At 75.3% G+C, this 19,914-nt stretch carries 19 protein-coding genes; 9 read left to right on the top strand and 10 right to left on the bottom strand.

Annotated features, from left to right (window positions below):
* The first annotated feature begins 7 nt into the window (after positions 1-7).
* Together E5225_RS11035 and E5225_RS11030 are read left to right on the top strand one after the other, a co-directional pair.
* Entirely contained in the window at positions 8-775 is a 768-nt protein-coding gene (locus tag E5225_RS11035) for an SDR family NAD(P)-dependent oxidoreductase (RefSeq protein ID WP_135972717.1), read from the top strand.
* Complete coding sequence (locus E5225_RS11030; RefSeq protein WP_135972718.1) at positions 772-1,857, top strand: Ldh family oxidoreductase; 1,086 nt, start codon at positions 772-774, stop codon at positions 1,855-1,857. Before E5225_RS11035 ends, E5225_RS11030 begins: the two co-directional genes overlap by 4 nt.
* Positions 1,858-2,164: 307 nt before the next feature.
* Here the strand turns inward: E5225_RS11030 and E5225_RS11025 are convergent, their stop codons facing one another.
* From E5225_RS11025 to E5225_RS11010, 4 genes are all read right to left on the bottom strand, one after another.
* Complete coding sequence (locus E5225_RS11025) at positions 2,165-2,809, bottom strand: hypothetical protein (protein WP_135972719.1); 645 nt, start codon at positions 2,807-2,809, stop codon at positions 2,165-2,167.
* A gap of 115 nt (positions 2,810-2,924) precedes the next feature.
* Entirely contained in the window at positions 2,925-3,509 is a 585-nt protein-coding gene (locus E5225_RS11020) for a small multidrug efflux protein (protein ID WP_208012488.1), read from the bottom strand.
* A gap of 78 nt (positions 3,510-3,587) precedes the next feature.
* Entirely contained in the window at positions 3,588-4,367 is a 780-nt protein-coding gene (locus E5225_RS11015; protein ID WP_135972720.1) for a MerR family transcriptional regulator, read from the bottom strand.
* A gap of 241 nt (positions 4,368-4,608) precedes the next feature.
* On the bottom strand, positions 4,609-6,087 hold the full coding sequence (locus tag E5225_RS11010; protein ID WP_135972721.1) for an MDR family MFS transporter: 1,479 nt from the start codon (positions 6,085-6,087) through the stop codon (positions 4,609-4,611).
* Positions 6,088-6,207: 120 nt separating this feature from the next.
* Here E5225_RS11010 and E5225_RS11005 point away from each other — a divergent pair, with 120 nt between their 5' ends.
* Entirely contained in the window at positions 6,208-6,891 is a 684-nt protein-coding gene (locus E5225_RS11005) for a TetR/AcrR family transcriptional regulator (protein ID WP_135972722.1), read from the top strand.
* Here the strand turns inward: E5225_RS11005 and cofC are convergent.
* From cofC to E5225_RS10980, 5 genes are read right to left on the bottom strand one after another with little or no spacing between them, the layout of a single operon-like run.
* Positions 6,855-7,496 carry a 2-phospho-L-lactate guanylyltransferase gene (gene cofC / locus E5225_RS11000; RefSeq protein WP_136225424.1) on the bottom strand — a complete coding sequence of 214 codons (642 nt, stop codon included), beginning with the start codon at positions 7,494-7,496 and terminating at the stop codon, positions 6,855-6,857. The two genes, E5225_RS11005 and cofC, sit on opposite strands and share 37 nt — an antisense overlap.
* Positions 7,493-7,690 carry a hypothetical protein gene (locus E5225_RS10995; RefSeq protein ID WP_243738364.1) on the bottom strand — a complete coding sequence of 66 codons (198 nt, stop codon included), beginning with the start codon at positions 7,688-7,690 and terminating at the stop codon, positions 7,493-7,495. The genes cofC and E5225_RS10995 overlap by 4 nt, the downstream gene beginning before the upstream one ends.
* Positions 7,687-8,490 carry a putative F420-0 ABC transporter ATP-binding protein gene (locus tag E5225_RS10990; protein ID WP_135974714.1) on the bottom strand — a complete coding sequence of 268 codons (804 nt, stop codon included), beginning with the start codon at positions 8,488-8,490 and terminating at the stop codon, positions 7,687-7,689. Before E5225_RS10990 ends, E5225_RS10995 begins: the two co-directional genes overlap by 4 nt.
* Entirely contained in the window at positions 8,481-9,509 is a 1,029-nt protein-coding gene (locus E5225_RS10985; protein WP_243738365.1) for a putative F420-0 ABC transporter permease subunit, read from the bottom strand. Before E5225_RS10985 ends, E5225_RS10990 begins: the two co-directional genes overlap by 10 nt.
* Before the next feature lie 21 nt (positions 9,510-9,530).
* A complete protein-coding gene (locus E5225_RS10980) occupies positions 9,531-10,547 on the bottom strand; it encodes a putative F420-0 ABC transporter substrate-binding protein (RefSeq protein ID WP_135974716.1) in 1,017 nt (338 codons plus the stop codon).
* 285 nt (positions 10,548-10,832) lie between these two features.
* On the opposite strand from E5225_RS10980, the gene E5225_RS10975 reads away from it, so the two are divergent.
* From E5225_RS10975 to E5225_RS10965, 3 genes are all read left to right on the top strand, one after another.
* Positions 10,833-11,597 (top strand): SDR family oxidoreductase, encoded by a 765-nt coding sequence (locus tag E5225_RS10975; RefSeq protein WP_135974718.1) that lies wholly within the window; start codon positions 10,833-10,835, stop codon positions 11,595-11,597.
* 100 nt (positions 11,598-11,697) lie between these two features.
* Complete coding sequence (locus tag E5225_RS10970; RefSeq protein WP_166436028.1) at positions 11,698-13,581, top strand: ABC transporter ATP-binding protein; 1,884 nt, start codon at positions 11,698-11,700, stop codon at positions 13,579-13,581.
* Positions 13,578-15,422 (top strand): ABC transporter ATP-binding protein, encoded by a 1,845-nt coding sequence (locus tag E5225_RS10965; RefSeq protein WP_135974720.1) that lies wholly within the window; start codon positions 13,578-13,580, stop codon positions 15,420-15,422. The genes E5225_RS10970 and E5225_RS10965 overlap by 4 nt, the downstream gene beginning before the upstream one ends.
* 101 nt (positions 15,423-15,523) lie before the next feature.
* On the opposite strand, the gene E5225_RS10960 is transcribed toward E5225_RS10965, so the two are convergent.
* Entirely contained in the window at positions 15,524-16,279 is a 756-nt protein-coding gene (locus tag E5225_RS10960; RefSeq protein ID WP_135974722.1) for a MerR family transcriptional regulator, read from the bottom strand.
* Between the two features lie 141 nt (positions 16,280-16,420).
* Here E5225_RS10960 and pnuC point away from each other — a divergent pair, with 141 nt between their 5' ends.
* Genes pnuC through E5225_RS10945 form a run of 3 tightly spaced genes read left to right on the top strand, consistent with a single transcriptional unit; the run spans position 16,421 to position 19,811 of the window.
* Positions 16,421-17,032, top strand: a complete 612-nt coding sequence (gene pnuC / locus E5225_RS10955; RefSeq protein ID WP_135974724.1) for a nicotinamide riboside transporter PnuC — start codon at positions 16,421-16,423, stop codon at positions 17,030-17,032.
* Positions 17,029-18,207: an AAA family ATPase gene (locus E5225_RS10950; protein WP_135974726.1), complete on the top strand. Its 1,179-nt coding sequence runs from the start codon at positions 17,029-17,031 to the stop codon at positions 18,205-18,207. Before pnuC ends, E5225_RS10950 begins: the two co-directional genes overlap by 4 nt.
* Complete coding sequence (locus E5225_RS10945) at positions 18,204-19,811, top strand: MoxR family ATPase (RefSeq protein ID WP_243738366.1); 1,608 nt, start codon at positions 18,204-18,206, stop codon at positions 19,809-19,811. Before E5225_RS10950 ends, E5225_RS10945 begins: the two co-directional genes overlap by 4 nt.
* Positions 19,812-19,914: the final 103 nt, after the last annotated feature.

Raw genomic sequence — 19,914 nt, 5'->3', positions numbered from 1 at the left:
CAACGCTGTGCTCAACTTCGAAGGAAGACGGGTCATCGTCACGGGGGCAGGTGCGGGCATCGGTCGGGAGACCGCCCTCCTGCTCGCCCGCCACGGTGCCGCCGTCGTCGTGAACGCGCTCGAGGGCGCCGCGCACGGGGGACAGGAGACGGTCGACGAGATCGTCGCCGCCGGCGGACGCGCCCTGTTCGTGCCCGGTGACGTCTCCGACCCCGAGGCCTGCCGCACCGTGGTGGAGACCACGGTCGGCGAGCTCGGCGGGCTCGACGTGCTCGTCAACAACGCCGGGGTGGTGCTCCCCGGAACCGTCGAGACCACGTCCGACGAGGCGCTCGACACGATGCTGGCGGTGAACGTCAAGGGCGTGTTCAGCATGTCCCGGGCCGCGGTGCCGGCGATGCGCCAGAACGGCGGTGGCGTGATCGTCAACACCGGTTCCGTGGCGGCGATCAAGGGCCACACGGACCGGGCCGCGTACGCCGCGACCAAGGGTGCCGTCGTGGCCCTGACCCGGTCGATGGCGGCCGACCACATCGGCGAGAACATCCGGGTGAACTGCGTGTGCCCGGGCACCACCATGACTCCGGCGATCGAGCAGAAGATCGCCAGCGCTCCGGACCCGGCCGCGGCCGAGCAGGCGTTCGTGGGGCGTCAGCCGATCGGGCGGCTGGGGTACCCGAGCGAGATCGCCCACGCGATCGCGTTCGCCGCGTCCCCGGAGGTCGGCTACATGACCGGGTCCGTCCTGGTCATCGACGGCGGGATGACGATGTGAGCACCTCCACGAGCAACTCCCTCCTGGTCCCCGCGACCGACCTGGAGCGGTTCGCCGTCGACTGCCTGGTCGCGGCCGGCGCGAGCCGCGAGCGGGCCGAGATGACGGCACAGGTCCTCACCCGCACGGAGACGTTCGGGATCCACTCGCACGGGCTCAAGAACCTCGGCGGGTACATCGAGAAGGCGCGCCGTGGAGCGTTGGACCTCGACGCCGAGCCGGTGGCCCTCGTCGACGGGCCGGCCTTCGCGCTGCTCGACGGGCGCAACGGGCTGGGCATGGTCAGCGGGGTGACGGCCGTGCGGACGGCGATCGAGAAGGCGAGGGTCTTCGGTGTCGCCATCGTCGTCGTGCGCCGCTCCACCCACTACGGTGCCGCCGGCATGTACGCGCTCATGGCTGCCGAGGCAGGCATGATCGGGATCACCGCGAGCAACGTGGACCCGAACATGACGGTCCCCGGTGCCCGCGGCAAGGTGATCGGCAACAACCCGCTCGCCTACGCGCTGCCCGCGGGCGAGACGCATCGCCCGGTGATGTTCGACGTCGCGCTCAGCGCCGTGGCCTCGCTCAAGGTCGTCAAGGCGCGGGACGAGGGGTCGAGCGTCCCTGAGGGGTGGATCGTCGACGGGTCCGGCCGGCCCACGACCGACCCCTCCCGCTACCCGGACGAGGGCGCGATGATGCCGATGGCCGCGCACAAGGGCTACGGTCTGGCGCTGCTGGTCGACGCCCTGACCGGGGTGCTCGCCGACGCGCCGACGTCGGACCAGGTGCCGAGCTGGCTCTTCGACATGGACCGGCCGAACGACGTCTCGCACGTGTTCGTCGTGGTCGACCCGGCGCTCCTGGGCGGCGCGGCACCCTACGCGGACCGGGTCGACGGGTTCCTCGACCGGCTCCACGGCGTGCCGCTGGCCGACGGCTCGGACGAGGTGCTGCACCCCGGCCAGCTCGAGTGGCGCCATCACGACCGGGCCGTGTCCGACGGGGTCCCCCTGCCGGACGACGTCCGGGCGTCGCTCGAGGCGCTCGCCGCCGCGGTCGGCGTCCCCGCCCCGTGGGAGGGACGGGCGGACTGAGACGACGAACGCCGTCGGCCCCGGGGTCGACCGCGTTCGTACGAGGTGCACTGCCGGGTCGTGGACGAGCCCCCCGATCACACGACCCGGCAGTGCTTCGTCCTCAGCCGGCATCCCGCGTAGTCGTTGACGAGGATGCGGGGCGCGCGGACCGGTCGGGGGGTGCGGGCGGCACCGCGGTGGAGCCCCACGAGCCCGCCGACGCCCTCGTCGTCGCCGCACGGACCGGCGGCATCCCCGGCAGCAGCGCCGAGGACCTGCGGGCGCGCTGGCCGTACCGACCCGCAGCGGCGTCGACGCCGGGTCGCTACTCGCCGCCGCCGAAGAAGCCGCCGTCGAGGACCCGGCTGTAGCGCAGCCGGAGCCCGCGCTCGGTGCTCGCGGCGATCGTGGCCACCACGAGCGAGATGTTCAGCGCGTCCGGCAGCCGGAGCGGGCTGACCCACACACCGATGGTCTGCGCCACGGGCGGGATCTGCGTGAGCTGCTCCACGATCTGCGGGACGCCGAGCACGAGCGCGACGAGCAGCACGCCCACCGACGTGAGTGCGAGGGCCCGGCTCAGCGCCGGGCGGGTCCTGTCGAGGTGGGCACGGCGACCTTCGCCTGAGGCCGGGTCGGGCACGAGCTGCCGCGCCGAACCGTCGGCGGCCACGTACTGGATACGCCGGAGCCCGTACCCGCTGGCCGCGACCTCGATGGTGCCTCCCGGCACCGGGAACGCGGCGGGGAGCGTCGCTCGGGCGTGGTGCAGACCGTCGACGTAGAGGCGCGCCCGCACCTCGCCGTCGTCGTCGCCGCCGTGGCGGACGTCGACGGACCAGGTCTGCCGTGCACCGGCCGGGCCCGTCAGGTCCAGGTGGAAGAGGGAGCGGGTGAACAGCTGCCACCAGCGGTAGGGCGTGAGCGCGTGCCCGTCCCCGGGCTGCACCGTCCCGTTCGTGCGTGCCATGTCTCCTCCTGGGTGTCCTCCGGTTCCGGCGTGCGTGCGCCGCCGCGGCCCTGGTGGCCGCGGCGGCGACGGCGACATCGCTGCGCTGGGTGCTCGGCCCGCTGTGCCATGTCGGTCAGACCCCCACGACGTAGGTGAGTGCGGCCCAGACCGACACCGTCGACACGGTCGTCCACAGGGCGATCGCGACCGCCTGCCACAGCAGCACCCAGCGGCGGGACGCCCCGCCGGCGACGAGGATCGCCGTGGTGAACTGCGTCGGGATCGCGAGCGGGCCGAGGATGCTCGCTCCCGGGACGCCGAAGCGCACGAGCCACGTCTGGACGCGCTGGCGGCCCCTCGACAGCGGCTGGGTCGGCGCCGGCTCGCCGAACGCGTCGACGGTCCCGACGTCTGCGGACCCCGGCGTGCCCGAGCCGCCGACTGTCGCGCCCACGCGGGTCCTGCTCCGGTGGACGACCGCCGTGCGAGCCCGTGCGGTGAGTGCCACCACGAGGGCCACGGAGAGGAAGTTCCCGGTGGCTGCGGCGACGCCCGCGACGACGGGATGAAGGCCGGCGACGAGGCCGACCATCGCGGCGAGCTCACCCTCGACGAACGGCACCGCGCCGGCGAGCACGACGATGAAGGGCTGGAAGATCTCGGGCACCTGGGCCACGAGCTCCTGGAACCTGCTGATGAGCTCCTGGAGAGGGGTCATGATGTCGTCTCCTTGCGGGTCGTGGATCGAGCGGTTCTCGATCACGACCCGAGGGGACACCGTGTTGTCGGAACAGGGTCAAGCGGTCGCGGGCGGGCCCGTCCGGCCGGGGTCGTCGCGGGCCGCCAGGACCGCCTGCGCGAGCCGGTGCCCGAGCAGGCCGGCGCGGGTCAGGACGTCACGCTGGGCGGGGTTGTACAGCTCCATGACCGCCTCGAGGAACGTCTCCTGGGCGACGCGCCGGCTCGTCGCCAGGTGGCCCGCCGGGTCGCTGAGCCACGGGTAGTCGACGAGGTTGCGCGCGATGCCCTGCGCGAGCTGTTCCGCGAGCCGCTGCCGCGTCGGTTCGTCCGCGTCGGGCGGCAGCGCGTCGAGCTCCTTGCCGACGTCCCCGACCTGGGCGTCCTCCTCGACCATGTCCCGCAGGTCCGCCATCGCCTCCTCGTCGTAGAGCTTCGAGTAGATGTGGAGGACGGACCGGTCGGCCTGCGACAGGTGCTCCGCGACGGACGCGAACCCGGCGGGCACGTCGGCCGGTGCACCGTTGCTCAGGATCGCCGCGATCTCGGCCCGGGCGTGCTGCAGGCGTTCGACCCTCGCCGCGAGGTCGGCGTCCACCTCGAGCAGCCTGTCCGCCGCGCTCGTGCTCTCGGCCACCCCGTCGACCTCGGAGAGCGGCACACCCAGCTCGACGAGGCGCCGGATCTGCAGCAGGCGCACCAGGTGCGGCACGCCGTACTTCTTGTAGCCGTTGTACCTGCGGTCGGGCTCGTCCAGGAGCCCGATCCGGTGGTAGTGCCGGATCGTGTTGACGGTCGTCCCCGCCAGGTGGGCGAGCTCGCTCGTGCTCCAGGCCATCGATGCTCCTCGTCTGCCGGCGACGCCGGAGGGGACTCCGTCGGCTGCCGGAGGGCACCCGTCGACGAAGCCTGTCACCGACTGCTCGACACACCCGGGCCGGACACACCGGTCGTCCTCGACCGCGACGACGTGGACCGACCCACGGCGACCTCGTCGTCACCGCGGACACCCGGCCGGGCGGTGGGCGCTGGCCGCACCGCCCGGCCGGCGTCCGGACGCGGTCGTCGAGGTGGTTCCCCTAGTGGACGACGAGCTCGGGGCGTGCCTCGTCGACCTCGGCCGGCCTGCGCACGAAGAGCGTGAGCACGACGGCGACGCTGGCGATGACCGCGCCGAGGACGAACGCGTCGTGCACGCCGGCGGTCATCGCCTCGGCGGGGTCGGCGCCCGCGGTGGCCGCACCGGCGGCCCCGACGGACATGAGCGTGACGAACAGGGCGGTGCCGGCGGCGCCGGCGACCTGCTGCAGGGTGCTCGTGATCGCACTGCCGTGGGAGTACAGGGCGCGCGGCAGCGACCCGAGCGCCGACGTGAGCAGCGGGGTGAAGACGAAGCCCAGCCCCAGGTTGAGGGTCATGTGCACGAGCACGATCCACCAGATCTCGGTGTCCGTGCCGAACGTGGTCATGCCCCACAGCGCGGCCGCCGCGACGACCATGCCCGGCAGGACGAGCGGCCGCGGCCCGAAGCGGTCGAAGAGCGACCCGACGACCGGTGCGATCACGCCCATGAGGACACCGCCGGGCAGCATCATCAGGCCGACCGTGAGCGTGTCGAGCACGAGCGCCTGCTGCAGGTACAGCGGCAGGAGGATGAGCGAGCCGAAGAGCGCCGACATCACGACGACGACGAGCACGACGGCGAGGCTGAAGGAGCGCGAGGTGAAGGTCCGCAGGTCGAGGAACGCGGAGTCCGTCCGCTGCAGCGACAGCTGGCGCCGCACGAACACGGCGAGCGCGACGACCCCGACCGTGAGCGGGATCCAGACCGGGACCGGTGCGTGACCCGACGCCGACTCGCCGATGAGGCTCAGCCCGTAGATGAGCCCGCCGAAGCCGAGCGCGGCGAGCACCGCGGAGGGCAGGTCGAACGACGCGGGGGAGGTCTCGGTGACGTCGCGCACCCACACGGCGCCGAGAGCGAGGGCGAGGAGCGCGACGGGGAGCACGAGCCAGAACATCCAGCGCCAGTCCAGCGCCGACAGGATGGCGCCGGCGGCCGTCGGGCCGATCGCCGGGGCGACGGCGATGACGATCGAGATGACGCCCATCATCCGCCCACGGTGGGTCGCCGGCACGACGTTGAGCACGGTCGTGAACAGCAGCGGCATCATGATCGCGGTGCCGGACGCCTGCACCACGCGCCCGGCGAGCAGCATCTCGAAGCCGGGAGCGAGCGCGGCGACGAGGGTCCCGGCGGCGAAGAGCGACATCGCGGTGAAGAACAGCCTGCGCAGCGGGAACCGGGCCAGCAGGAAGCCGGTGCAGGGGATGACGATCGCCATGGTCAGCAGGAAGCCGGTGGTCAGCCACTGCCCGGTCGCCGCGGTGATCTCCAGGTCGACCATGAGCCGCGGCAGGGCGACACCCATGATCGTCTCGTTGAGGACCACGACGAAGGCGGACGCCACGAGGAGGGCGATCACGGGTCCGGTGCGGGGCGCGGGGCCGCCGGGCGCGGGGAGCGGTGCGGTCGGGCGGTCGTGCTCGAGCGTCATGAAGGGCTTTCTGTCGGCAGGGCGGAGGTCGGGACGGCACGCCTGAGGAGTCGCACACCGCCGGCGGCAGCATATGGCAGTCACTGCCAATATCGGTCCACGTGATGTGACACTGTGCGGATGCTCGACGACCGGCAGCGTGACGCCCACGGCGCCCGCGACGCCTCCCGCGCCCACGACGGCCCGCGGGAGCAGCGCCGCCGCGAGACGCGGCGCGCCATCGCCGACGCCGCGCTCGACCTCTTCGAGCGCCAGGGGGTCTCTGCCACCACGTGCGAGGCGATCGCCGACGCCGCCGGCATCGCCCCGCGCACCTTCTACCGCCACGCGGTGACGAAGGAGAACGCCCTCTTCGTCGACGACGACGCCATGGAACGGCTCGTCGCGCGCGTGCGTGCCGTCGACCAGACGGCACCCACGGTCATCCGCGCGATCGAGCAGGCCTACCTCGCGCAGATCGACGCCTTCGACGCGGATCCCCCCGAGGGCCACGCCCGCGTCCTGCGGGTGCGTCGCCTGGTCCTCGCCGACCCGGGCCTGCTCGCCCGCGCCCTCGCCCTCGAGGACGAGCACGTGCAGGAGCTCACCACCCTCGTCCTGCGCGCCGGCGACCCGCCCCACGTCGACGAGATCCGCGCCCGGACCGTGGTCACCGCGATCGGCACCTCCGTGCGGCTGGCCTACGACGAGTGGGCACGCCGGGCCGTGCGCGGCGAGGGGACCTCGACGCGCTCGCTCTACCTGCAGGTGCGGTCGGGCCTGATCGACTACTTCTCGGGCAGCGCGGACGGCCAGGCGTCCTGACCTGCGAGGAGGACGAGGTCGGCGGGGTGGTCCACGTCGTGGCGGAGCGACGAGGACCGCGGGACGTCGAGGCGGACGTGCCCGGCCGCCGCGTGGCGGTGCGACGAGCCGGCCCCGAACCGGGGTCGCAGGGTGCGTCCCGTGCTCGCGGTCAGGAGCGTCGTGCCGGTGCCCGCCGCGTCGGGCACGTGGGCCCGAGCGTGCCCCGCCGCCGACGCCGGGGCCGCGTCGAGGTCCGTGGGGTCGAGGCGCGGCAGGTCGCCCAGGACCACGGCGACGGGCGCGTGCGGGGCCAGGCCGCGCGCGTGCGCGGCGCCCGCGAGCACGGCCGCGTCCAGGCCGGCCTCGCCGGCGTGCGTCGCGGCGGCGGCGGCGGGCTCGTCGAGCGGCACCACGCCGAGCCCCGGGGCGGCCGCGGCGAGGTCGCGGTCGGCCGTGACGAGGACGGCGCCGGCCACCGAGGGAGCGGCCAGCACGGCGGCGAGCGTGTCCAGCGCCATCGACCGCACCAACGCCGTGCGCGCGGCGTCGTCCAGGACGCCGGCGAGGCGCGTCTTGCCGCGGCGGGCGTCCTTGACCGGGACGACGACCCACCAGCCGGTCACGGCAGGCGGTCCACGAGGGCCAGGGCGCGGGCGGCGATCGCGGCGGTCGCCGGGACGTCCGTCATGAGGGTCGGCGCGGCCGCGACCGTCCAGCCGTCCGAGCGCAGCGCGGGCACGGCGGAGGCGTCCGCGTCGTCGACGAGCCACGCGTCCAGCACGCCGCCGACGCCGCCCGACAGCACGGTGACCCTCACCGGTCTGCCTCCGCGCTGCCGCCGGTCAGCGCGATCACCGGGCGCCCGGTGGTCGGGTGCCGCAGCACCTCCGCCTCCACCCGGTAGACGGCGCGCAGCAGCGCGGGCGTCAGGACGTCCGCCGGCGCGCCCGCCGCAGCGAGCCGGCCCTCGGACAGCACCAGCACGTGCGTGCAGAACGCCGCGGCGAGGTTGAGGTCGTGCAGCGCCGCGACGGTGGTGACGCCGAGGTCGCGGACGAACGCGAGCAGCGAGAGCTGGGCGCTGACGTCGAGGTGGTTCGTGGGCTCGTCGAGCAGCAGCAGGTCCGGCTCCTGCGCGAGCGCGCGCGCGATCTGCACGCGCTGGCGCTCGCCGCCGGAGAGCGTCGACCAGGCGCGGTCGGCCAGGTGCGCGGCCGACGCGGCGCCGAGCGCGCGGTCGACGGCGCCGTCGTCGACGTCCGTGCCCCACAGCGAGCGGTACGGGATGCGCCCGAGCGCGACGACCTCGCGCACGCTGAGCGGGACGGTCGCGTTCGACTCCTGCTCGAGGAGCGCGACGTGCCGGGCGCGGCGGCGGCGGGGCAGGGCGTGCACGGGGACGGCGGGCGCGCCGGACGGCGCGTCCGGGTCGGTGACGAGCACCGCGCCGCGCTCCGGTGGCAGGAGCCCGGCGACCAGGCGCAGCAGCGTCGTCTTGCCCGCGCCGTTGGGCCCGAGCAGGCCCGTGAGCGCGCCGGGCGGGGGAGTGGCGTCGATGCCGTCGACGACCCACCGGCCGCCCAGGCGCGTCGCGACGCCGTCGATCCTCAGCTCCACGCCGTCCCCCGCCCCCGGCGCAGCAGCACCGCGAAGACCGGCACGCCGATGAGCGCCGTGACGATGCCGACCGGCAGCTCCCGCGGGTCGAACACGGTGCGCGCGAGCGTGTCCGCCCACACCAGGAACACCGCCCCCGTGACCGCCGCGACGGGCAGCAGGCGCCGGTGCGCCGGCCCGGTCACCACGGAGACCGCGTGCGGGAGGATCAACCCGACGAACCCGATCGCGCCGCTGACCGCGACCATCGCGCCCGTCAGCAGGGCGACGAGCGTCATGAGCGTCCAGCGCGTGCGGTCGACCGCGATGCCGAGCGCCGCGGCGGACGTATCCCCGAACGCGAACGCGTCGAGCCGCGTCGCCGCCGCCACGAGCACCGACCCGACCACCACGAGCCCGCCGCCCGCGATCGCGACCGACGACCACGTCGCGCCGGCGAGGGACCCCATGAGCCACGACAGGATCTCCCGGTAGGAGTCGCCGGTCGCGCTCCAGAAGATGACGAACGACGTCCCCGCGGCCGCGAGCTGCGACACCGCGAGGCCCGCGAGCACGGCGCGCGACGGTGTGAGGGTGCCGCTCGTGCGCGCGAGCGTCAGGGTCGCGACCAGCGCGGCCAGCGCGCCCGCGAACGCCGCCACCGGCAGCAGCACCGCCACGCCGACCACGAGCACCGCGACCGCCCCGAGCGACGCCCCCGACGACAGCCCGAGCAGGTACGGGTCCGCCAGCGGGTTGCGCGTGAGGGACTGCATGACCGCGCCCGAGACGGCGAGACCCGCCCCGACGGCCGCCGCCGTGAGCACGCGGGGCAGGCGCAGGTCCCACACGATCGCGTCGTGCAGCCGGGACACGTCCGCCACGGGCAGCCCCAGGTGGCCGCCGACCGCGCGCGCGACCTCCGCGACGGACAGGTCCGCGGGACCGATCGTCACGGTGACGAGCAGGCTGACGACGAGCAGGGCGAGCCCTACGGCGAGCAGCAGCACCAGGGGCGGGCGCAGGGGAGGACGGTCCACGGGTGTCACGTCAGCGGCGCGTCACGCGCCGACGCCCAGCGCCCGCACCTGGTCGACGAGGTCCGCCACCGTGTCGGCGTTGCGCACGCCCGCCTCGGAGGCGGCGAACGGGACGACGGCGTAGCGGCCCTCGCGCACCGCGGTGAGCTGCGCGGTCGCGGGGTTGGCCGCGAGCGCCGCCTTCTTGGCGTCCGCGGTGTTCCACGCCGAGTCGACGAGGACCAGCACGTCAGGGTCCGCCGCGACGACCTGCTCCCAGCCGACCGAGGACCACGTGTCGTGCACGTCGGCGAAGACGTTGGTCATGCCCGCGGCCTCGAGCATCATCTGCGGTGCGCCGATGCCCGCGCCGACATACGGGGTGTCCGTGCCGGACGACCACCACACGGCCGTGGGGCCGTCGAGCGGTTCCACCGCGTCGAGCGTCGCCTGCTGCTCGGCGACCACGTCCTCGGCCGCGTCGGGCGCGCCGAGCAGGGCACCGGTCTGGCGGATCTCCTTGAAGACCGCCTCGAACGTCAGCGGGTCGGGCTGGAAGCCCTCCTCCTTGCACGCGGCCGGCGACACGTAGGTGCCGATGCCGAGCTGCGCCAGCGTCGCCCGGTCGCCCGCCGCGTCGGGCGCGAAGTTCGACTCCCAGCCGGCGTAGACGAAGTCCGGCTCGACCTCGAGCAGCGCCTCCTGGCCGGGCACCTTGTCCGACAGGACGGGCACGTCGGCGAGGGCGTCCGCCCACGCCTCGGGCGGGGGGCCGTCGCTGAAGGCCGTGCCGACGAGCCGGTCGGCCAGGCCCAGGGCGGCGACCATCTCCGTGGTCGAGGACTTGATCGTGACGATGCGCTCGGGCGCCCGCTCGAGCGTGACCTCGGTGCCGCAGTTGTCCACGGTCACGGGGTAGCCGGCCGTCGGCGAGGCCGCGGCGGACGACGAGCCGCCCGACGGCGTGGCGGGGGAGGTGGCGCTCCCGTCGGCGCACGCGGTGAGGGCGGCGACGGGCAGCAGGGCGGTGACGAGCAGGGTGCGGGCGCGCGGGGGCATCGGGGTCTCCGGGGTGGCGAGGCGCCGCGCACGCCGTCGGGCGCGGTGGGGGTGGGAGTCGGCGCACGTCGCGTCGCGGAGGACCGTCCCAGCCCGGGGCGGTGCCACCCGGCCATCAGGGGCCGGGTTCCGAGGCGCCACCCTAGGCACCGCACGGGGGGTGCACGCAACCGGCGGCCCCGTGGTCCGTCCCGCGCGCGCCCGTGACAGGTGCGATGCTCGGGCGCGGCGCCGTCCCGCGCTGCGCCACCGCCCGTCGCGCCCCGCCGCACCTCAGGAGCCCGCATGACGACGCCCGTCGACCGTCCCCGCCGCGCCCTGGTCACGGGCGCCTCGTCCGGCATCGGCGCCGCCACCGTGCGCCGCCTGCGCGCGGACGGCTGGGACGTGGTCGCCACCGCCCGTCGCGCCGACCGGCTGGACGCGCTCGCCGCGGAGACCGGCGCCACGACGTTCGTCGCGGACGTGACGCAGGACGCGGACGTCGCCGCACTGGTCGCGCACGTGCGCGACACCGGCGGCGTGGACGCCGTGGTGAACAACGCGGGCGGGGCGTTCGGGCTCGACCCGGTCGCGTCGGCCGACGTCGCCCAGTGGCGCGCCATGTACGAGCTGAACGTGCTCGGCACCCTGCGCGTGACGCAGGGCGTGCTGCCCCTGCTGCGCGAGCGCGGCGCCGGCGACGTCGTCGTCGTGACGTCCACCGCGGCGCACGGCGCCTACCCCGGCGGCGCGGGGTACACCGCGGCCAAGCACGGCGAGCGGATGCTCAGCGAGACGTTGCGCTGGGAGATCGTCGGCGAGCCGATCCGCGTCATCGAGATCGCGCCGGGCGCCGTCGCGACCGAGGAGTTCTCGCTCGTGCGCTTCGACGGCGACGCCGATCGCGCGGCCCAGGTGTACGCGGGCTACGAGCCGCTCGTCGCGGACGACGTCGCCGACGCGATCGCCTGGGCGCTCACGCGGCCGGCGCACGTGAACGTGGACCTGCTGGTGGTGCGTCCGCGCGCGCAGGCCAACAACACGACGATCGCCCGCACGCAGGGCTGAGGCGCCCCGCCCCCGGGCGGCACCGCGTCGACAGGTGAGGTCGGCTCAGCATCCGGACACCGCCGGGTGCGATGTCGGCGCGCGTGCTTACGCTGCACCGGTGCCCACCCCCTCCACACCCGCTCCGACCAGCGGGTCCGTCTCGACCACCCGGGCGCTCGCGCGCCTGATCCGCTGGGCGCGACCCGCCGTGCCGCGCGTCGTCGCGGGCGGCCTCGCGACCCTCGCCGCGAGCCTGCTCGCCCTCGCGGTGCCGCAGGTGCTGCGCGGGGTCGTCAACGGGCCGCTCCTCACGGACGGCAACCGGTCGGCGGTCGTGAACGCCGCGCTGCTCGTGCTCGCGCTCGGCGTGCTCGAGGCGTTCCTCGTCTGGTGCCGCCGCGCGCTCATCGCCACGCCGGGCACGGGCGTCGAGCGGAACATGCGCACCGACCTGTTCCGCCACCTGCTGGACCTGCCGGTCGCGTTCCACGACCGCTGGTCCGGCGGGCAGCTGCTGCAGCGGTCGATGGGCGACCTGCACACCGTGCGGCGGTGGATGGTCTTCGGGCTCGTCCAGCTCGTCGTCTCCGCGACCACCGTGCTCGTCGGTGCGGGCCTGATGATCGCCACGAGCCCGCTGCTGGGGCTGGTCTACCTGGCGGGCGCCCTGCCGGTGGTGTGGCTCGGCTTCGCGTTCCGGCAGGACTACAAGGTCGTGGCGCGGCGGGCCCGCGACCAGGCGGGCGACCTCGCCACGTCGGTCGAGGAGTCCGTGCACGGCATCCGCGTGCTCAAGGCGTTCGGCCGCGGCGAGGACGCGCTCGACGACTTCGCGCGCCTCGCCGACGGCCTGCGCGAGACGGAGCTCGACAAGGCGCGCGCGCAGTCGCGCATGTCGTTCGCCCTGGCGTGGATCCCCGAGACCACGCTGGCGATCGCGCTCGGCCTGGGCGTGTGGCTCGCGGCGTCCGACCGCGTGAGCGTCGGCGCGCTCGTGGCGTTCTTCGCCACGGCGGCCGTGATGAACCGCCCGGTGGAGAGCCTCGGCCAGCTGCTCGCGATGACGCTCGACGCCCGCGCCGGCACCGACCGGTTCTTCGAGGTCATGGACACGGCACCGGCGGTGCGCGACCCGCAGCACCCGGTGGCGCTGCCGCCCGCACCGGCGGGCGGCTCCCGCGTGGAGCTCGCCGGCGTCCGGTTCGCGCACGGCGCCCAGGAGGCCGAGGTGCTCCGCGGCGTCGACCTCGTGCTCGAGCCGGGGGAGACGATGGCGCTCGTCGGCCTCACCGGCAGCGGCAAGACGACCCTGCTGCAGCTCGTCCCGCGGCTCTACGACGTCACGGGCGGTGCAGTCCGGCTCGACGGCGTGGACGTGCGGGACCTGACGCGCCGCGACCTGCGCAGCGCCGTGTCCGTCGCGTTCGAGGACCCGATCCTGTTCTCCGCGTCCGTGCGCGACAACGTGCTGATGGGCGTGCCGGAGGAGGAGCTCGCGCGGATGTCCGCCGCCGAGACGGACGCGCTCGTGGACGAGGCCCTCGACGTGGCCCGGGCCGCCTTCGTGCGCCGCCTCCCGGCCGGGCTCGACACCGTCATCGGCGAGGAGGGGCTGTCGCTGTCCGGCGGCCAGCGTCAGCGCGTCGCGCTGGCGCGGGCGATCGCCGGCCGGCCCCGGGTCCTCGTGCTGGACGACCCCCTCTCGGCGCTCGACGTCGCGACCGAGGCCGAGGTCACCGCCGGGCTGCGGCGCATGCTCACCGGCACGACCACGCTCGTCGTCGCGCACCGCACGTCGACCGTCGCGCTCGCCGACCGCGTCGCCGTGCTCGAGGACGGCCGGGTCACGGGCGTCGGGCGGCACGGGGACCTGCTCGCGACGCACCCGCACTACCGCTACGTGCTCACGGCCGAGGGCGGCCCGGACAGCCGGCCGGGGAGTGTTCCCGACGACGCGGACGAGCCGCTCCGGCGCGGCGAGCCCACGGAGGTGGCGCGATGAGCACGACCGCCCCCCGCCCGCCGGCCGCGGGGTCGCCGCGCCCGGACGCCACCCACGACGAGGACGGCGACCTCGCGCTGCACCCGCGCGACGTGCGGCGCCGCTCGCTGGCCCTGCTCGGGTCGCTGCTGCGCCCGGTCTCCCGCCGCGTGTGGGGGACGGCGCTCGTGGTCGTCGGGGCGCAGCTCGCGCTCGTCGCCGGCCCGGCGCTGGTCGCCCTCGGCATCGACCGCGGCCTGCCCGCCCTGCGCGACGGCGACGCCGCCCCGCTGCTGACCACGGCCGCCGCGTACGCCGTCGCGGCGCTCGTCGCGGGCGTGCTGACCGCCGCGACCGTGCGGTTCGCCGCGCGCGTCAGCCAGGCCGTGCTGCTGGACCTGCGCCGGCGCGTGTTCCGGCACACCCAGCGCCTCAGCCTCGAGTTCCACGAGCGCTACACGTCCGGCCGCGTCATCTCGCGGCAGACCTCCGACGTCGAGGCCCTGCGCGAGCTGCTCGACGGCGGCGTCACCACGCTCGCCGCGAGCGGCCTCGCCATGGTGTTCACGGCGGCCAGCCTCGTGCTGCTCGACTGGCGCAGCGGCGGGGTCCTCCTCGTCGCGGTCGTGCCGGGCGTGCTGCTCACGCGCTGGTTCCAGGTCCGCTCGCAGGCGCAGTACCGGCGCAGCCGGACCGCGGTCGCGCGGGTGATCGTGCGGTTCGTCGAGACGATGACCGGCATCCGCGCGGTCCAGGCGTTCCGGCGCGAGACGCAGGTCGCCGAGGTCTACGACGACCTCACCGAGGAGTACCGCGAGGCCAACGCGGAGGCGATCCGGGTCAACGGCGTCTTCGACACCGGACTCGTGCTCATCGGCAACGTCACGGTCGCCGGGGTGCTGCTCGTCGGCGGCCTGCGCGTGCTCGACGGCGACATGGCCGTCGGGGTGCTCGTCGCGGCGGTGCTCTACGCCCGGCGGTTCTTCGCCCCCCTCGCCCAGATCGGCATGTTCTACAACAGCTTCCAGTCCGCGACGGCGGCGCTCGAGAAGCTGTCGGCGCTGCTCGCCGAGGAGCCCACCGTGCCGGACCCCGAGCGGCCGGTGCGCCTCCCGGCCGCGACGGGCGACGTGCGCTTCGACGGCGTGGAGTTCGGCTACGGCACCGGCCCCACGGTGCTGCCGCACCTCGACCTGCACCTGCCGGCCGGGCAGACCGTCGCGCTGGTCGGCGAGACCGGTGCGGGCAAGTCGACCGTCGCCAAGCTGCTGGCCCGGTTCTACGACCCCCGCGAGGGCGCGGTGCGCCTCGACGGCGTGGACCTGCGCGACCTCGACCCGGTGGACCTGCGCCGGGCCGTCGTCATGGTGACGCAGGAGGCGTACCTGTTCTCCGGGTCGGTGGGCGCGAACATCGCGCTGGGCCGTCCGGACGCGACGCCCGCCGAGATCGAGGCCGCCGCGCGCGCGGTCGGCGTGCACGACCTGATCGCGGCCCTGCCCGAGGGCTACGACACCGGCGTCGACACCCGCGGCGTGCGGCTGTCCGCGGGGCAGCGGCAGCTCGTGTCGTTCGCGCGCGCGTTCCTCGCCGACCCGGCCGTCCTCGTCCTCGACGAGGCGACGAGCTCGCTGGACATCCCCGGGGAGCAGCTCGTCCAGGAGGGCCTGCGCACGCTCCTCACCGGGCGCACGGCCGTCGTCATCGCGCACCGTCTCTCGACCGTCATGCACGCCGACCGCGTGCTCGTGGTCGATGACGGCCGGGTCGTCGAGGACGGCAGCCCCGAGCAGCTGGTCGCGCACGGCGGCCGGTTCGCCTCGCTGCACGCGCAGTGGCAGGAGTCCCTGCGCAGCACCTGACGTGCGTGGCCCCGCCCGTCGCAGGACGGGCGGGGCCACGCTGCTCCGGTGCGCCGGGGTGCGTCACCGCGGTGGACGACCGCGCGCGGTCACCGGCGCGGTCAGAGGTGGCGTGCGGCGTACGCGTGCAGCGCGTCGCGGACGAGCGTCGCCCCCTCCTCGCCGCCGTAGCTCGCCGCGAAGCGCGGGTCGGCGACGTACATGTCGGCCAGCCCGGTCACGTACGCGGCGACGGGCGACGCGCCGTGCCCCGGCGTGCCGGGGACCGAGCCGAGCCAGGCGACGTGCCGCCGCGCGAGCTCCTGCGCCTCGTCGGACGTCGGGTCGACGCCCGACCGCGCGGCCGCCGCCCAGTCGGCGCCGAGCCGCTCGGTCTCGGCCTTCCACCCCGCGCGGTCGGCGTCGGACAGGCCGCGCCACCAGGCGTCCGACGCGGCGTACGCCTCGGCGCCCCAGCGCTGCTCCACCTCCTCCCGGTACTGCGTGTGGTCGAAGCCGTCGAAGATGTCTGCGGCCATGAGCCCTGCTCCGTTCTCTCGTGCGGTGAGCGTGCGGTGCACGGACGCCGCCTGGCGGGCCAGGCGGTCCTGCTCGGCGCGGAGCCGGGCGAGGTGGCGGCGCAGGGCCGCCGCCTCGTCGGTCTCCCGGTCGAGGACGCGCCGGATCTCGGTGAGCCCGAGCCCCAGGTCGCGCAGCAGGAGGATGCGCTGGAGGCGCACGAGCGCGTCGTCGTCGTACCAGCGGTACCCGTTCCGGCCGACGCGGCTGGGCTGCAGCAGCCCGACCGCGTCGTAGTGGCGCAGCGTGCGGCTGGTCGTGCCGGTCAGCCGCGCCACCTCCTGGATGGACGCCTCCACGGCTCCTCCCTCCCGCTCGTCCGTGCCCGCCCCTCGGCGGACTCGCTCCACGGTAGGAGTTGACGCCGCGTCAAGGTCAACCCCGCCGGACGGAGGGTCGTGCACGGGCGTCCGGTCCGCGCCGGGCTAGCCTCTGCGACCGTGGACTGGGTCGAGGTCATCGGGTTCGTGACGGGCGCCGCGTGCGTGTGGCTGGCGGCTCGGCAGCACGTCGCGAACTTCCCGGTCGGCATCGCCAACAACCTCGTGTTCGTCGTGCTGTTCTGGCAGGCGGGCATCGGCGCGAACGCCGCCCTGCAGGTCGTCTACCTCGTGCTCGGCGCGCTCGGCTGGTACTGGTGGGTCCGCGGCGGCCCCGACCGCTCGACGCTGCCCGTGCGGCGCACGCCGCGCGCCGTGTGGCCCGTCGCCGCGGTCGTGGTGGTGCTCGGCACCGTCGCGCTCGCGCGCGTGCTCGACGCGACGGGCGCCTCCGTCCAGCCGCTGTGGGACGGCGGGACGACCGCGCTGAGCCTCGTCGCGCAGCTCATGCTCGGCCGCAAGTGGGTGGGCAGCTGGGCGGTGTGGATCGTCACCGACGTGCTGCTGATCGGCCTCTACCTGAGCCTCGGGCTGTACCTGACCGCGGCCCTGTACGTGCTGCTCATCGCGCTGTGCGTGCAGGGCTGGCGCGCGTGGTCGCGGGACCTGCGGACCGGGTCGCAGGAGGACGACGCCGCGCCGGCGACGGCGGCGCCCGGCGTGCCCGCGTGAGCGAGCGGCGGTACCGCCACGGCCTCGTGATCGGCAAGTTCTACCCGCCGCACGCCGGCCACCTCGCCCTGGTCCGGCACGCCCTCGCGCGGTGCGACCGCGTGACCGTGCAGGTGCTCGCGTCGTCGGCGGAGTCGCTGCCGGCCGAGACCCGCGCCGCGTGGCTGCGCGAGGAGCTGCCGACCGCGCACGTCGTGCACGGCCTCGACGACGCACCGGTGGACTACGCCGACCCGGCCGCGTGGGACGCGCACGTCGCCGTGATGCGGTCGCTGCTCGACGCGCCCGTCGACGCCGTCGCGACGTCCGACGCGTACGGCGCGGAGCTCGCCCGGCGCCTCGGCGCGACGTGGCTCCAGGCCGACCCGGGACGCCGGGGCGTGCCGGTCTCGGGCACGGCCGTGCGGGCCGACCCGGCCGCGCACTGGTGGGCCCTGCCGGCGCCCGTGCGCGCCTGGTACGTGCGCCGTGTCGTCGTGACCGGCGCCGAGTCGACCGGCACGACGACGCTCGCGGAGGACCTCACGGCCCTGTTCGGGCTGCCGGCCGTCGCGGAGTTCGGCCGCGAGTGGTCGGCGGAGCGTCCCGGCGGCCTCGACGCCCCGTGGCACACGGCCGAGTTCGACCTGGTCGCGCGCGAGCAGGCCCGCCGGGAGGACGACGCGGCCCGCCGCACGCCCGTCCCGCTGCTCGTCTGCGACACCGACGTCCTGGCCACGACGCTCTGGCACGAGCGCTACGTCGGCACGCCCTCGCCCAGCGTCCGCGCGCTCGCGGCGGCGCGCGTGCCCGACCTGTACCTGCTCACGGGCGACGAGATCCCGTTCGTGCAGGACGGCCTGCGCGACGGCGAGCACGTCCGGCACGCGATGCAGGACCGGTTCCGGGAGGTGCTCGCCGACCAGGCGGCGGCCGGCGGCGCCCCGTGGGTCGAGCTGCGGGGCGACCGCGCGACCCGGCTCGAGGCGGCGGCCGCGCTCGTGCGCCCGCTGCTCGCGACGCCGCGACCGCTCGCCGACCCGATGCCGCAGGCCAACGGGGACGTCGTGCACCTCGGCGGGGACGCGGTGCGGATCGTCGACGGTCGCGTCGTCGGGGCGCGCACGGGGGCGCGCGACACCCGGGCTGCGCTGCCCGGGGCAACGACCGACCGCGTGCCACACTCCGACGCGTGAGCGACGAGCCCGCCGGCGACCCCGGCCTGACCCACGTCTCCGCGGCCCCGACCAGGGCGGGCGCACGTTCCCGCCACGGCGCCGACGTCGCGCTGGACGTCGCGCACCTGTTCGCCGACGCGTCCGTGGGCTCCGCGGCACCGGCCGGCACCCCGCTCGACGAGAAGCTGCGCCAGGCGTACTTCTGGATGGTCAACCACGCGATCATCAGCCCGCACTACGACCTCGAGTTCCACGACGCGGCGCGCCCGCGCACGACCTACCGCGTCGGCGACTCGCGGGCGGCCGTCGAGCTGCCGACCGACCAGTCGTACTCGTCGTTCGTCCTGCTGCCGCTGCTCACGTTCGCGGTGCGGGGCCGTTGCCTGCTGGTCGGCGGGCCGGGTCGCGGCAAGACCGCCTCGGCCGTCCTCATGGGCGTCATCGCCGGCTACCCGGTGCGCGACGTGCGCCGCGCCATGCAGCACGGGCACCCGCAGCTGACGGTGCAGGACATGTTCGGGACGCCGCTGCCGCGCGACCTCATCGGCGCCGAGAGGCTGTCGGACATCGACGTCGCGTGGCGCTCGTGGCTGGGCATGCGCGTGAAGATCGTCGACGAGTACAACCGCATCCCCACCCGCACGCAGTCGGCGCTGCTGACGGTCCTCGCGGACGGCTACGTCGAGGTGTTCGACCAGATCTACGAGACGGGTGCGTCCGCCTGGTACCTCACCGCCAACGACGACGCGGGCGGGGGGACGTTCCAGGTCGTCGACGCCCTGCGCGACCGGATCGACGTGGTCGTCAAGGCGCTGTCGTTCAACAGCCGGTTCCTCGGCGACCTCGTGACGCGCGCCGAGCGCCGGCTGCGTCCCGAGGAGAACGTGCCGCCCGGCATCGTGTTCGACGCCGACGAGCACGACCGCCTGCACGCCGAGGTGCTGCGGGTGCCGTTCCCCGCGCCCGTGCGGCGCCGCCTCGAGCACTTCGCCGCGCAGCTCGAGCTGCTGGAGCGCGCCGCGTGGCAGCTGGAGTACCGCACCAAGGACACGGCGCGCCTCGCCGGTGTGGATCCGCACCTGCTGGCCGCGGCGGACGACGGACGGGACCGCACGCAGGACGTCGGCGCGCAGACGCTCAACGGGTTGTCGGTGCGCGCGCTGCAGTCGCTCATCGCCTACGCGAAGGCGATGGCGTACTTCCGCGGCAACGCCGAGGTCACGCTCGACGACCTGCGCGGCGTGCTGCCCTTCGTGCTGCACGACAAGCTCCAGCCGGACCTGCAGGCACCGGCGTTCGACGACCCCGAGCGCGAGCCGCTGCGCACGGACCGCGTGTCGTGGGTCCGCGACATGTTCGACGCGGCGTGCCGCCAGTACGACACCGCCGGCCTCGACGGCGACGACCCGGTCGGCGACGTGCTGGCCGAGCTCGCGCGGGGCCTCGACGGCGTCGACGAGCGGACCGTCCGCGCGCGCCTCGCGCACGTGGAGGGCCTGCTCGCCCGCTGGCAGTCGACCACCAAGCTGCACGGCGACGTGTGGGAGGACGCGCTCGCGTTGAAGTACGCCCACCAGCGGTACTCCGCCTACCTCGACTGGCTGCGCTGGAGCGGCGCGTGACCACCGCGCCGGACCCGACGCTCCGCTCGGGCGGGTTCTGCGCGACCACGCCGGCACGGTCGACGGGTGGCTGCGGCGCGCGGCCGCCGCCGGCGCGAGCGGA

Source organism: Cellulomonas shaoxiangyii, assembly GCF_004798685.1.
Lineage (GTDB): Bacteria > Actinomycetota > Actinomycetes > Actinomycetales > Cellulomonadaceae > Cellulomonas > Cellulomonas shaoxiangyii.
This window is presented reverse-complemented; position numbering and strand designations above follow the sequence as displayed.